At 65.1% G+C, this 13,995-nt stretch carries 11 protein-coding genes; 5 read left to right on the plus strand and 6 right to left on the minus strand.

Features of this window, described 5'->3' with window-relative positions; translation table 11 throughout:
• Positions 1-3: 3 nt before the first annotated feature.
• The 5 genes from secF to queA all read right to left on the minus strand — a co-directional run bounded on the left by secF (position 4) and on the right by queA (position 6,244).
• Positions 4-954: a protein translocase subunit SecF gene (gene secF / locus NH14_RS10095; protein WP_035526871.1), complete on the minus strand. Its 951-nt coding sequence runs from the start codon at positions 952-954 to the stop codon at positions 4-6.
• Positions 955-969: 15 nt separating this feature from the next.
• Positions 970-3,048: a protein translocase subunit SecD gene (gene secD / locus NH14_RS10100; RefSeq protein WP_035526869.1), complete on the minus strand. Its 2,079-nt coding sequence runs from the start codon at positions 3,046-3,048 to the stop codon at positions 970-972.
• 163 nt (positions 3,049-3,211) lie between these two features.
• The gene (yajC, locus tag NH14_RS10105) at positions 3,212-3,541 is read right to left on the minus strand and encodes a preprotein translocase subunit YajC (protein WP_035526866.1); all 330 of its coding nucleotides are present in this window, start codon (positions 3,539-3,541) and stop codon (positions 3,212-3,214) included.
• Positions 3,542-3,871: 330 nt separating this feature from the next.
• Positions 3,872-5,071 carry a tRNA guanosine(34) transglycosylase Tgt gene (gene tgt, locus NH14_RS10110; RefSeq protein ID WP_035526862.1) on the minus strand — a complete coding sequence of 400 codons (1,200 nt, stop codon included), beginning with the start codon at positions 5,069-5,071 and terminating at the stop codon, positions 3,872-3,874.
• A gap of 99 nt (positions 5,072-5,170) precedes the next feature.
• The gene (queA, locus tag NH14_RS10115) at positions 5,171-6,244 is read right to left on the minus strand and encodes a tRNA preQ1(34) S-adenosylmethionine ribosyltransferase-isomerase QueA (protein WP_035526859.1); all 1,074 of its coding nucleotides are present in this window, start codon (positions 6,242-6,244) and stop codon (positions 5,171-5,173) included.
• 239 nt (positions 6,245-6,483) lie between these two features.
• On the opposite strand from queA, the gene recG reads away from it, so the two are divergent.
• From recG to ubiA, 5 genes are all read left to right on the plus strand, one after another.
• The gene (gene recG / locus NH14_RS10120; protein ID WP_035526856.1) at positions 6,484-8,787 is read left to right on the plus strand and encodes an ATP-dependent DNA helicase RecG; all 2,304 of its coding nucleotides are present in this window, start codon (positions 6,484-6,486) and stop codon (positions 8,785-8,787) included.
• 192 nt (positions 8,788-8,979) lie between these two features.
• Positions 8,980-9,939, plus strand: a complete 960-nt coding sequence (locus NH14_RS10125) for a hydrogen peroxide-inducible genes activator (RefSeq protein WP_035526853.1) — start codon at positions 8,980-8,982, stop codon at positions 9,937-9,939.
• Between the two features lie 387 nt (positions 9,940-10,326).
• Complete coding sequence (locus NH14_RS10130) at positions 10,327-11,784, plus strand: catalase (RefSeq protein WP_035526849.1); 1,458 nt, start codon at positions 10,327-10,329, stop codon at positions 11,782-11,784.
• An 82-nt stretch (positions 11,785-11,866) separates the two neighbouring features.
• The gene (locus NH14_RS10135) at positions 11,867-12,052 is read left to right on the plus strand and encodes a hypothetical protein (protein ID WP_152617154.1); all 186 of its coding nucleotides are present in this window, start codon (positions 11,867-11,869) and stop codon (positions 12,050-12,052) included.
• 157 nt (positions 12,053-12,209) lie between these two features.
• The gene (ubiA, locus tag NH14_RS10140) at positions 12,210-13,076 is read left to right on the plus strand and encodes a 4-hydroxybenzoate octaprenyltransferase (RefSeq protein WP_035526847.1); all 867 of its coding nucleotides are present in this window, start codon (positions 12,210-12,212) and stop codon (positions 13,074-13,076) included.
• Between the two features lie 84 nt (positions 13,077-13,160).
• Here the strand turns inward: ubiA and proC are convergent, their stop codons facing one another.
• Positions 13,161-13,976, minus strand: coding sequence for a pyrroline-5-carboxylate reductase (gene proC, locus NH14_RS10145; RefSeq protein WP_035526844.1), 816 nt, complete (start codon positions 13,974-13,976; stop codon positions 13,161-13,163).
• Between the last annotated feature and the right edge of the window lie 19 nt (positions 13,977-13,995).

Below are 13,995 nucleotides of genomic sequence, written 5' to 3' on the forward strand. Positions count from 1 at the left end.
CGCTTAAACCTGAGCGCCCGCGTTCGGATCGTTCGGATCGTACTTCTCTTTTTTGTCCTTGATGAGATCCTCGCGCTTCACGCCGAGCCACATCGCAATTGCCGCGGCCACGAACACCGACGAGTAGATACCGAACAGAATACCCACCGTCAGTGCAAGGGCGAAGTAGTGCAGCGTCGGGCCGCCGAAGAAGAACATCGAGAGCACCATCATTTCCGTACAGCCGTGGGTGATGATGGTTCGCGACATCGTGCTCGTGATCGCGTGGTTGATGACTTCCATGACGGTCATCTTGCGCTCGCGTTTGAAGGTCTCGCGAATCCGGTCGAAGATAACTACCGATTCGTTCACCGAATAGCCGAGCACCGCGAGCACCGCCGCGAGCACGGAGAGCGAGAACTCCCACTGGAAGTACGCGAAGAAGCCCAGAATGATCACCACGTCGTGCAGGTTCGCTATCACGCCGGCCACGGCGTACTTCCACTCGAAGCGGAACGACAGGTAGATGATGATGCCGGCGACCACGCACGCGAGCGCCAGCAGGCCGTCCGTGGCGAGCTCCTTGCCGACCTGCGGGCCGACGAACTCCACGCGCTGCAACTGCACCTGCGCGTTGTCGGCCTTGAGTGTGGACATCACCTGGTCGCTTTGCTGCGCCGACGAAAGGCCGTGCTTGAGCGGCAGGCGGATCAGCACGTCGCGCGAGGTGCCGAAGTTCTGCACCTGGGCGTCGTCATAGCCGATCTTCGCGAGCGAATGGCGCACGGGTTCGAGCGGGACCGCCTGCGGGTACTGCACTTCGATGACCGTGCCGCCCGTGAACTCGACCGACAGATGCAGGCCGCGGTGAAACAGGAAGAACACCGCCGCGATGAACGTGATGAAGGAAATCGCGTTGAAGATCAACGCGTGCTTCATGAACGGGATGTCTTTGCGGATGCGGAAAAATTCCATGTTCTTGACTCCGTATCAGCGCGACGAGCCCGGCGTGCCGGGGTCGCCAGGATTGTTGCGGCGGCGCACGACCGGCTTGGCGCGGGTGGTGCCTTTGGCGCCCTTGGCGCCGGCCTTCGCCGTGGCCTTTTCGGTTTCGCGAGGCTTCGCGGCCGAAGCCATGGCGCGGCCCAGATCCGTGTCGGCGTCGGACGCGCCCAGTGCGAGCCCAGCCGCGTTCGTACCCGTTTCCGGCTCCGGACGCCACACCTGGCCCACGGCCAGCGACTTGAGCTTCTTCTTGCCGCCGTACCAGAGATTCACGATTCCGCGCGAGAAGAACACGGCCGAGAACATCGAAGTGAGAATGCCGATGCAGTGCACGATTGCGAAGCCGCGCACCGGGCCCGAGCCGAACGCGAGCAGCGCGAGACCGGCGATGAGCGTGGTCACGTTCGAGTCGAGAATGGTGGCCCAGGCGTGCGCGTAGCCGTTCTGGATGGCCAGTTGCGGCGGCGCGCCGTGGCGCAGCTCTTCGCGCACGCGCTCGTTGATCAGCACGTTCGCGTCGATCGCCATACCGAGCGCGAGCGCGATAGCCGCAATGCCCGGCAGCGTGAGCGTGGCCTGCATCAGCGAGAGCACGGCCACGAGCAGCAGCAGGTTCACCGAGAGGCCGATCATCGAGATCAGGCCGAACAGCAGGTAGTAGCAGATCATGAACACGGCGATCGCGGCAAAGCCATAGACCACCGAGTCGAAGCCCTTGCGGATGTTGTCGGCGCCAAGGCTCGGGCCGACCGTGCGTTCTTCGATGATGTCCATCGGCGCGGCGAGCGAGCCCGCGCGCAGCAGCAGCGCGAGGTCGGCGGCAGCTTGCGGCGTGGGCTGGCCCGTGATCTGGAAGCGGTCGCCGAGTTCCGACTGGATCGTGGCCACCGTGAGCACTTCACCCTTGCCCTTCTCGAACAGCACCATCGCCATCGGCTTGCCGATGTTGTCGCGCGAGACGCTGCGCACCGAGCGCCCGCCTGCCGAGTCGAGTCGGATGTTCACCGACGGGCGGTTGTGCTCGTCAAAGCCCGCCGAGGCGTCGATGATGCGGTCGCCCGTGAAGATCACCTGCTTGCGCAGCAGCACGGGACCGACGTTGCCTTGCGTGAAGAGCTCGTCGCCCGGCGGCACCGGATCGGACGGGTTCGGGTGCAGGCCGTTCGGGTCGGCGAGACGCGCTTCGAGCGTGGCCGTGCGGCCGATGATGTCCTTCGCCTTCGCGGTGTCCTGCACGCCCGGCAGCTCGACCACGATGCGGTCGTCGCCTTGCTGCTGGATCACGGGCTCGGCCACGCCGAGCTCGTTCACGCGGTTATGCAGCGTGGTGATGTTCTGCTTGAGCGCGGCGTCCTGCACCGACTTCTTCACGGCCGGCGTGAAGGTGCCGACGAGCTGCGCGCCGCCATCGGGCGCGTTCTGCGTGGCCCAGACGAGTTCGGCGACGCCGCTCGAGCCCGACAGCACCTTGCGCGCCTGCTCGGCCACGGCCGGGTCGGCGAAGTTGATCACGACGCTCTGGTTGACGCGGTTCACGCCGCCGTCGCGGATGTTCTTGTCGCGCAGGATCGTGCGTGCGTCCGAAGCGTCGGAGTCGAGCTTCTTGTTGAGCGCGCCGTTCATGTCGACCTGCAGCAGGAAGTGCACGCCGCCGCGCAGGTCCAGACCGAGGTACATCGGCAGCGCGTGCAGCGCCGTCAGCCAGCGGGGCGAGGCGCTTTGCAGGTTCAGCGCGACGATATAGCTCGGGTCGGTCGGGTCGGGGTTCAGCGTCTTCGCGAGCACGTCCTTCAGACGCAGCTGCGTGTCCGTGTCGGCGACGCGCACGCGGATGTTCGCGTTCAGCGACGAGTTGTCGAACGTGACGTCGTCGGCCTTGATGTTGTTCGCGGGAAGCGCGGCTTCGATCTGCGCGAGCGTGCCCGAGTCCAGCTTCACGGTGGCTTTGCCGCTCGATACCTGGACCGCCGGCGCTTCGCCGAAGAAATTGGGCAATGTGTACACGAGGCCGATGACGAGCGCCACCAGCATCACGACATATTTCCAGAGGGGGTAACGGTTCATTGGTTGGCCCAACGGGGGAGGGAAATGGCCTGCACGATGTGCGCGCGTCCGACCGAGCCTTCATGATGCCCTTGCGGGCGTGTCAGGGACACTTTGGCGGCGGGGCCGGACGCGCAAGGCCGCTGCTAAGCGCGGCGGCCAGGAGAAGATGATCGCTGGAGGCTTACAGCGACTTGATCGTGCCCTTCGGCAGGATGGTCGAGACCGACGACTTCTGCACGGTGATTTCCGTGCCGTCGGCGATTTCGACGCCGACGTAGGCTTCGCTAACCTTGGTCACCTTGCCGACGATGCCGCCGCTCGTGATGACTTCGTCGCCCTTGGCCATGGCGGCGAGCATGTTGCGGTGTTCCTTCTGGCGCTTCATCTGCGGACGAATCATGATGAAGTACAGCACGGCGAACATCAGAATGAGCGGCAGGAAGCTCATGAGGCTCGATTCTGCGCCGCCGACTGCGGAGCCTTGGGCGAAGGCATTGGAAATGAACGACACGTTGGTCTCTCCGTTTATACGATCACTACGATCAAAGATACGATCAAAAAGCGAGCCGATTATTCTACCACCGGCAAGATACGCGACGAGGGCGCAAAATGGGCTTTCCGATCAAGCTGTTATCACGTATTTGCCCGCTTGGGCGGGGTGCGACGCGCGTGACCCGGCTGGAAAAGCGCCCATGAAGCACCATCAAGGCGAAAGGTAATTGTAAAGTCTGGCGGCGCCCGCCGCATTCCGATATCGGAAAGCTTCGAAAGCGCCGCCGCCTTTTCGAGATGCTTGAGGCTTCGAGATGCTTGAGGCTTCGAGATGCTTGCCGCGCCGCGCTCAATCCACGCCGCGCGCGCGATTTTCCGCAAAACGCTTCCTGAACGCCTCGAACGTCTTCGTTTCGATGGCCGCACGCATCTCGCTCATCAGTTCGAGGTAGTAGTGCAGGTTGTGGATCGTGTTGAGCTGCGCGCCGAGGATCTCGCCCACGCGATGCAGATGGTGCAGATAGCCGCGCGTGAAGTTGCGGCAGGTGTAGCAGCCGCATTGCTCGTCAAGCGGGCGCAGCGAGTTGCGATGCACGGCGTTGCGGATCTTGATGTCGCCAAAGCGCGTGAAGATCCAGCCGTTGCGCGCGTTGCGCGTGGGCATCACGCAGTCGAACATGTCGACGCCCGAGGCCACGCCCGCCACGAGGTCTTCGGGCGTGCCCACGCCCATCAGGTAGTGCGGCTTGTCGGCGGGCAGCTTCGGCGCGATGTGCTCGAGCACGCGCATCATGTCTTCCTTGGGCTCGCCCACCGACAGGCCGCCGATCGCGTAGCCGTGGAACGGCATCTGCGAGAGGCCGGCCAGCGATTCGTCGCGCAGGTCCTCGAACATGCCGCCCTGCACGATGCCAAAGAGCGCGTTCGGATTGCCAAGACGGTTGAACTCGTCGATCGAGCGCTTCGCCCAGCGCATCGACATGCGCATGGAGTCGGCCGCTTCCTTGTGCGTGGTCGGCACGCCGTTGGTCGCGTAAGGCGTGCATTCGTCGAACTGCATGACGATGTCCGAGTTCAGCACCTTCTGGATCTGCATCGACACTTCGGGCGAGAGGAACAGCTTGTCGCCGTTTACGGGCGAGGCGAAGCGCACGCCGTCTTCGGAGATCTTGCGCAGGTCGCCGAGCGAGAACACCTGGAAGCCGCCCGAATCGGTGAGGATCGGCCGGTTCCAGCCCATGAAGCGATGCAGGCCGCCGTGCGCTTCGATCGTTTCCAGACCCGGGCGCAGCCACAGGTGGAAGGTGTTGCCGAGAATGATCCTGGCCTGCATTTCTTCGAGCTCGCGCGGCTGGGTGGCCTTGACCGTGCCGTAGGTGCCCACCGGCATGAAGATCGGCGTTTCGACCACGCCGTGATTGAGCGTGACGCGGCCGCGGCGCGCGAGGCCGTCGGTGCCGAGCAGCTCGAATTTCAGGCCATTTTGCGGGCGTTCGCCCAGATAGGCGCCGTGTTCGGCGCGTGCGCTATTTTGATGACCGTCGGTCATGCGATTGACTCCTGTGCTACCGGAAAACAGTCCGGCGCAATGGGGTGAAAGCCGCCGCGCACGAGGAGCGCGCGACGGCGAGGAAAAAGAGGCGAGCGCTTACGAATTGAGCGCGTCGTCGGTTCTCGTCAGCAGCATCGCGTCACCATAGCTGAAGAAGCGATAGCGCTCTTCGATCGCGTGACGGTACGCGGCGCGAATCGTCTCGATGCCTGCGAACGCCGAAACCAGCATCAAGAGCGTTGACTTCGGCAGGTGAAAGTTCGTGACGAGCCGGTCCACTACGCGGAATTTGTACCCAGGCGTGATGAAGATGTCGGTCTCGGCGGACGTGGCGGCGAGTTCGCGGCCCGCGTTCGCCGCATCGCGCGCGGCGGCTTCGAGCGCGCGCATCGAGGTAGTGCCTACCGCGATCACGCGGCCGCCGCGTGCGCGCGTGGCCGAGATCTTGTCGACGAGAGATTGCGGCAGTTGATACCACTCGCTGTGCATCGTGTGATCGGCGATGTTCTCCACGCGTACCGGCTGGAACGTGCCCGCGCCCACGTGCAGCGTGAGTGTGGCGCGCTCCACGCCTTGGGCGTCGAGCTGTGCCAGGAGCGCGTCGTCGAAATGCAGGCCCGCCGTGGGCGCGGCCACCGCGCCTGGATTTTGCGCGAACACGGTCTGGTAACGCGTCTCGTCGTTCGCGTCGGCGTCGTGCGTGATGTAGGGCGGCAGCGGCAGGCGGCCGAATTGCTCGATCAGCGTGAGGCAGTCGTCGGGGAAATGCAGCGTGTAGAACGGCTCCACGCGCTCGCCCACGGTGACGTCGAACGCATCGGCCAGGCGCAGCACGGTGCCCTGGCCCGGGCTCTTGCTCGCGCGAATCTGCGCGAGCGCCGTGCGCGCGCCGGTCAGGCGCTCGACGAGCACCTCGATCTTGCCGCCGCTGGCCTTCTGGCCGAAGAAGCGCGCCTTGAGCACCTTGGTGTCGTTGAATACGAGCAGGTCGCCGGGCGCGATGCACGCGGGCAGCTCCGCGAAGCGGCGGTCGGTGAAGCGCGCGGGTTGGCCCGGCAACCGGGCGGTGTTGTCCACCTCCAGCAGACGGCTCGCGCTGCGCTCGGGCAGGGCGGTCTGAGCGATCAGCTCGGGAGGGAGATCGAAGTCGAAATCGGAAAGCTTGAACATGCGGCCTGATGAAACGGAAATACGGCTCGGAAATACGGCGTGAGACCTGGCGCGCGCTGCTTTGGAGCAGCGAAACCGTCGGGTGACGGACCTCGGTTGCGCCCCAAAATGCAGCCGCAATGGCCGCCCGCGCACAGCGAACGGCTATGATTGCGGAACATGCCCGCCGGGAGCGGGCTTGTCGCGCGTTACGCGCGGCGCCTTGCCGGAAAGCCGATATTGTACTTGCGAAGCTGCTCATGCCCTCGTCCGTTAGCCGATTGATTTCCCAAGCCGATGCCACGAGCGAAGTGCACGACGATGCGCACGACGGCGCACGCGAGCCGCAAGCGCCGCCGCGCAAACGCGCAGCCCGCAAGCCATCGGCCGACAAAGCCTCGGACAAAGCCACAGCCAAAGGCGGCGACGTCGCCACGGCCAAAGACAAACCCAAGCTCGCCAAAACTGCCGATCGTCTCGCCAAGCTCGGCCTCACGCGCGACATCGACCTCGTGCTGCATCTGCCGATGCGCTACGAGGACGAGACCACGCTCACGCCCATCGGCGAACTGTTGCCGGGCGGCATGGCGCAGACCGAAGGCGTGGTGTTCGACAACGAGATTGCTTATCGCCCGCGCCGCCAGCTGCTCGTGAAGCTGCGCGACCCCGACCACGCGAGCGGCGACGAACTGCATCTGCGCTTTCTGAACTTCTACGGCTCGCAGGTCACGCAAATGGCGGTGGGCAAGCGCCTGCGCGTGCGCGGCGATGTGCGCGGCGGCTTCTTCGGCATGGAGATGGTGCATCCGGCCGTGAAGGTCGTGGAAGGCGACACGCCGCTGCCGCAGGCGCTCACGCCGGTTTATCCGTCGACGGCGGGCGTAAGCCAGGCCTATCTGCGCAAGGCGATCGACAATGCGCTCTCGCGCGCCTCGCTGCCCGAACTCTTGCCAGAGGCCGTAGCGCGCGAATTCCTGGCGCCGCTCAATCTGCCGCAGCTGATGGATGCGGTGAAGACGCTGCATCATCCGCCCGTGGACGCCGACCAGCACGAGTTGATCGACGGCACGCACCCCGCGTGGACGCGCATCAAGTTCGACGAACTGCTCGCGCAGCAGCTTTCGCTCAAGCGCGCGCACGAGGAGCGCCGCACGCGCGCCGCGCCCGCGATGGCGCGCCACGTGGCCGGACGCGATTCGAGCACGGCGCTGCTCGCGCGTCTGCGCGCGGCTCTGCCGTTCACGCTCACCGGGGCACAGGAGCGCGTGGTCGAGGAGATCGCGCGCGACCTCGAACAGCCGCACCCGATGCAGCGTCTCCTGCAAGGCGATGTGGGCAGCGGCAAGACCGTGGTGGCGGCGTTAGCGGCCGCGCAGGCCATCGACGCCGGCTACCAGGCCGCGCTCATGGCGCCCACCGAAATCCTCGCGGAGCAGCACGCGCGCAAGCTGCGCGGCTGGCTCGAGCCGCTCGGCGTGCAGGTGGCCTGGCTCTCGGGCAGCCTCAAGGCGAAGGAAAAGCGCGCCGCGCTCGAAGCGGCGGCGCTGGGCACCGCGCAGCTCGTGATCGGCACACACGCGATCATTCAGGACGCCGTGGAATTCGCGCGGCTCGGTCTGGTGATCGTCGACGAGCAGCATCGCTTCGGAGTCGAGCAGCGCCTCGCGCTGCGCGCCAAGGCCCAGAACGCGAAGACGCCCGAGCAAACCACGGCGGAGACAAAAGCGGCAGCGCGCGAGTTCCAGCCGCACCAATTGATGATGTCGGCGACGCCGATTCCGCGCACGCTCGCCATGACGTATTACGCGGATCTCGACGTCTCCACCATCGACGAGCTGCCGCCCGGCCGCACGCCCATTCTCACGAAGCTGATCTCCGATGCGCGCCGCGAAGAGGTGATCGCGCGCGTGCGCGCGGCGGCGCTCACGGGGCGCCAGGTGTACTGGGTGTGCCCGCTGATCGAGGAAAGCGAAACGCTGCAGCTCCAGACCGCGGTGGAGACCTACGAAACGCTCGTGGCCGCGCTGCCAGAGCTCACGGTCGGGCTCGTGCACGGGCGGCTTGCTTCGGCGGACAAGGCCGCCGTGATGGACGCGTTTTCGCGCAACGAAGTGCAGCTGCTGGTTGCGACTACGGTGATCGAAGTGGGCGTGGACGTGCCCAACGCCTCGCTGATGGTGATCGAGCACGCCGAGCGCTTCGGGCTCGCGCAGCTGCACCAGTTGCGCGGACGGGTGGGGCGCGGCAGTGCGGCATCGGTGTGCCTGCTGCTCTATAGCGGGCCGCTCTCGTTCACCGGACGCGCGCGGCTGCAGACCATGCGCGAGACCACCGACGGCTTCGAGATCGCGCGCCGCGATCTGGAGATTCGCGGCCCCGGCGAGTTCCTCGGCGCGCGCCAGTCGGGCGCGGCCATGCTGCGCTTCGCGAGCCTCGAAAACGACGCCTGGCTGATCGACCCCGCGCGCGAGGCGGCGGAATGTCTGCTGCGCGAATGGCCGCACGTCGTCACGCAGCATCTGAACCGCTGGCTCGGCGCGCGCGAGCAGTATCTGAAGGCATGACGAAGGCCCGGAGGCTGATCAAGTCTGTCTTCGCCGGGCCAAATGACGCACGCGCGGAACCCGCGCGCCGCCGCGCCGTCTGAGCGTTTTGCGATCCTGCCCCGCATAGGGGTGTTGATTATTGGCGAATCATCGCCATAGGTGTATAAGTACAAACTATTGATTCACCTCTTTTGATTGGTCCCCAAAGAAATGACGCTCACAGAACTGAAATACATCGTTGCTGTTGCCCGCGAGCGCCACTTCGGGCGGGCCGCCGAGGCGTGCTTCGTGAGCCAGCCGACCTTATCGGTTGCAATCAAGAAACTCGAAGACGAGTTGAACGTGCAGATTTTCGAGCGCGGCACGAGCGAAGTAAGCGTGACGCCGATTGGCGAGCAGATCGTGACGCAGGCGCAGCGCGTGCTCGAACAGACGCTCGCCATCAAGGAAATCGCCAAGCAGGGCAAGGACCCGCTCGTTGGTCCGCTGCGTCTGGGCGTGATCTACACGATCGGGCCGTACCTGCTGCCCACGCTAGTCAAGCAGATGATCAAGCGGGTCCCGCAGATGCCGCTGATGCTCCAGGAGAACTACACGCTCAAGCTGATCGAGCTGCTCAAGCAGGGCGAGATCGACGTGGCCATCATGGCGCTGCCGTTCCCCGAAACCGGGCTCACGCTGCGCGCGCTCTACGACGAGCCGTTCGTGGTCGCGCTGCCCTCGGGCCATGCGTGGGAGCAGCGCGAGAAGATCGACCCCGACGACCTCAAGCAGGAAACCATGCTGCTGCTCGGCAGCGGCCATTGCTTCCGCGACCATGTGCTGGGCGTCTGCCCGGAGTTGATGCGCTTTTCGCAGAACGCCGACGGCATCCAGAAGACCTTCGAAGGCTCGTCGCTGGAGACCATCCGCCATATGGTGGCGAGTGGCGTGGGCATCACGGTGCTGCCGCGCATGTCGGTCACCGAAGTGAAGCCGCATGCGGGCGGCGTGGATTCGGGCCTGCTTTCCTACGTGCCGTTCGACGACCCGGTGCCGGACCGCCGCGTCGTGCTGGCGTGGCGCAAGAGCTTCACGCGCATGCCGGCGATCGAGGCGATTGTCGACGCGATTCACGCCTGCGAACTGCCGGGCGTGAGGCGGGTCGAAGCGCCCGCCGAGGCCGCTTGAAGCCCGCTTGAAGCCCGCTTGAAGCCCGCTTGACGCCCGCCTGACGTTTTATCGCCCCGCGCGTCAAATCCGCGTGGGGCATGCTCCCCTCCCAACTTCCCCCCGCATTATTTCTATCGTGCGACCCCAATAAGTCACGCCTATTCGATAGATTAAATAAATCAAATTTCAAATATCAATAGTGCTTGATACAGTTCTTCACACCGACCCACTCAAGACGAACTGGAGAAAGCGATGCAAATCAACGTTCCGAACCCCGCCGCCGCAGCGGCTCAAGCGTCCGCCTCGGAGAGCGTTATCGCAGGCTTGCGTACTGTCGCGTTTTCGTTGCTCGTCGACCGGGCTCTCTCCGCCTGACCGATTTCCCACCCTTATCAGGAGTTCAGAATGACCGACCGTACCCTTACCTCAGCCGCGGGCGCACCCGTTGTCGACAATCAGAACTCGCTTACCGCTGGCCCGCGCGGCCCGGTGCTGTTGCAGGACGTATGGCTGATCGAAAAGCTCGCGCACTTCGATCGCGAAGTGATTGCCGAGCGCCGCGTGCATGCCAAGGGTTCGGGCGCATTCGGCACGCTCAAGGTCACGCATGACATCTCGCGCTACACGAAAGCCAAAGTGTTTAGCGAAGTCGGCAAGGAAACGCCGCTTTTCATGCGCTTTTCGACGGTCGCGGGCGAGCGCGGCGCAGCCGATGCCGAACGCGACGTGCGCGGCTTCTCGATCAAGTTCTACACGGAAGAGGGCAATTGGGACGTCGTCGGCAATAACACGCCAGTGTTCTTCATTCGCGATCCGCTCAAGTTCCCGGATTTCATCCACACGCAAAAGCGCGATCCGCGCACGAATCTGCGCAGCAACGTCGCGGCTTGGGACTTCTGGTCGCTCCATCCGGAATCGCTGCATCAGGTCACGATCCTCATGAGCGATCGCGGCATTCCGAAGAACTATCGGCAGCAGCATGGGTTCGGCTCGCACACGTTCTCGTTCATCAACGCGAACAACGAGCGCTTTTACGTGAAGTTCCACTTCAAGTCGGCGCAGGGCGTGGAGAACTACACCGACGCCGAAGCGGCGCAGGTGGTCGCGCAGGACCGCGAGTCGGCGCAGCGCGATCTGTACAACGAGATCGAGAAGGGCAATTTCCCGAAATGGCATTTCCGCATTCAGGTGATGCCCGAGGCCGATGCCGCCAAGGTGCCGTACAACCCGTTCGACATCACGAAGGTGTGGCCGCACAAGGATTACCCGTTGATCGAGGTGGGCACGATCGAGCTCAATCGCAATCCGGAGAACTACTTCGCCGATGTCGAGCAGGCCGCGTTCACGCCTGCCAACGTGGTGCCGGGCATCGGCTTCTCGCCGGACCGTCTGTTGCAGGGGCGTTTGTTCTCGTATGGCGACACGCAGCGTTATCGCCTCGGCGTCAATCATCACCAGATTCCGGTGAACGCGCCGCGCTGCCCGTTCCACTCGTTTCACCGTGACGGTGCGCTGCGCAGCGACGGCAATCTCGGCGGCACCGTGAACTACGAGCCGAGCCGCACGGGCGAATTCGCGCAGCGTCCGCAGGCCGGCGAGCCGGCGCTCGCGGCAGGCGCGGTCGATCACTACGATCACCGCGAGGACGACGATTACTACAGCCAGCCAGGCGCGCTGTTCCGCCTGTTCGATGCGGGCCAGCGCGAACGGCTCTTCGGCAATATCGCGCGAGCCATCGAGGGCGTGCCCGACGACATCGTGCAGCGGCAGATCGAGCATTTCCGCCGCGCCGATCCGGCGTACGCGCAAGGCGTGATCGCGGCGATTGCCACGCTCGCCGAGGCACGCAAGTCGGCGCGGTAATCGCGATTCACAGAGAAGGGGCGCGGCGTTGCTTTGGGCGCGCGCCGCTGCCTGCAAGGCAAGACGTCACAGGAGCACGATCATGACCAGGACGATGACGATGACACTCAAGACCATGGGCCCGGGCCGCGCAGCCGCAATGGCGCGCACGCGCGCCGAGGGCACGCAGGCGGTGCGCCGCGCGGTGGGCTTCGCGATCGTGGCGAGCGGCTTCGTGGCGCTCGCCTCGCAAGGGCTCGCGCATCTCACCCCTTTGATGGGCCACTGAGCCTGAACCACCCAAGCTCGATGCTGGGCTGATTCCGGGCGCGATGCGGGGTTTGATGCGGGGATGGAAGCGGGTCCGCCGGCGTGGGGGACGATGGGCGGGCGGGGCAGCGCCGCTCTCGCCTACAATAGGCGGCATTGTTTTTCCCGTTCCCATCATGTTCGCCCGACTCCCGCTCTATCTGCGGCTCGTCCGCATGGACAAGCCTGTCGGCAGCCTGCTGCTGCTGTGGCCGACGCTCAACGCGCTGTGGATCGCCTCGAATGGCCATCCGTCGCTCTCGCTGCTCGTGATTTTCACGGTGGGCACGGTGCTCATGCGCTCGGCGGGCTGCGCGATCAACGATTACGCCGACCGCGACTTCGACCGCCACGTGAAGCGCACGGCCGAGCGGCCCATCACCTCGGGCCGCATCCACGCATGGGAAGCGGTGGCGATTGCCGTCGTGCTCGCGTTCGTCTCGTTCCTGCTGATCCTCCCGCTCAATGCGCTCACCAAGCAGCTTTCGGTCGTGGCGCTGTTCGTGGCGGGGTCGTATCCGTTCACGAAGCGTTTTTTCGCGATTCCTCAGGCGTATCTGGGCATCGCGTTCGGCTTTGGCATTCCGATGGCGTTCGCCGCCATCCAGGATCAGGTGCCGATGCTCGCGTGGATCATGCTCGTCGCGAACGTGTTCTGGTCGGTGGCCTACGACACCGAATACGCGATGGTCGACCGCGACGACGACATCAAGATCGGCATCCGCACCTCGGCGCTCACGTTCGGCCGCTTCGACGTGCTCGCGGTCATGCTGTGCTATGCGGCCACGCTCGGCATCTACGTGTGGGTGGGCGCGACGCTGCACTTCGGCGCGCTGTACTGGCTCGGCTGGGCGGCCGCCGCGGGCTGCGCGGTCTACCACTACACGCTGATCAAGGACCGCGAGCGCATGCCGTGCTTCGCGGCGTTCCGCCATAACAACTGGCTGGGCGGCGCGCTTTTTGTGGGGATCGCGGCGCACTACGCTTTTGCGGGCGCGATGTAACCGATCGGGTTCCGCCCGGATCAGCCGTTAAAAAAGCGCCCGTAGGCGCTTTTTTTACATGCGTGGTCTGGCAGGCCTCGCGGATTACTGCTTGCCGAACTCTTCGCCCATCTCTTTCGCCCGCGCGTCGGCGGCCAGCGCGCCGCGCACGATCGCATCCTTGATGGCCGACGCGTCGAACGACGCGAGCGCCGCGGCGGTGGTGCCGCCCTTCGACGTCACGCGCTCGCGCAGCACGGCGGGCGGCTCGTCCGATTGCAAGGCGAGCTGCGCCGCGCCCGTGAAGGTGGCGATGGCGAGCGCGCGGCCTTGGCTCTCGTCCATGCCGAGTTCGCGGGCCGCGGCTTCGAGCGCTTCGATGAAATAGAACACATAGGCCGGGCCGCTGCCCGAAATGGCCGTGACGGCGTCGATCTTGCTTTCGTCGTCGAACCAGACGGTCTGGCTCACTGCGCCGAGCACGTTCGACGCCAGTTCGCGGCCTGCCGCGTCGACGCCGCTGCCCGCACAGAGGCCCGTCGCGCCCATGCCGATCAACGCGGGCGTGTTGGGCATCGTGCGCACGACGCGCGCGTGGCCGCCCAGCCAGCGCGAGAGATCTTCGATGCGGATGCCCGCCATGATGCTGATCACGACCTGATGCGCGCCCAGATGCGGCGCGAGCGATTGCGCCACGGCCTTGGCGATCTGCGGCTTCACCGCGAGCAGGACCGCGTCGTATTCGGCGAGCGCGGCGTCGGCGGCCGCGCCGGTGCGAATGCCGAACTGATCCGCGTTGCGCTTGCGCGCGTCTTCGTTGGGGTCTATCGCGTACAGGTCGCTGGCGGACACGCCCTTGCGGATCAAGCCGCCGATGATTGCAGCGGCCATGTTGCCGCCGCCGATGAAGGCAATTTTCATGGTGATGGTGAGCGTCAGT

The sequence above is a fragment of the Paraburkholderia sacchari genome (genome assembly GCF_000785435.2).
GTDB classification, from domain to species: Bacteria; Pseudomonadota; Gammaproteobacteria; order Burkholderiales; family Burkholderiaceae; genus Paraburkholderia; species Paraburkholderia sacchari.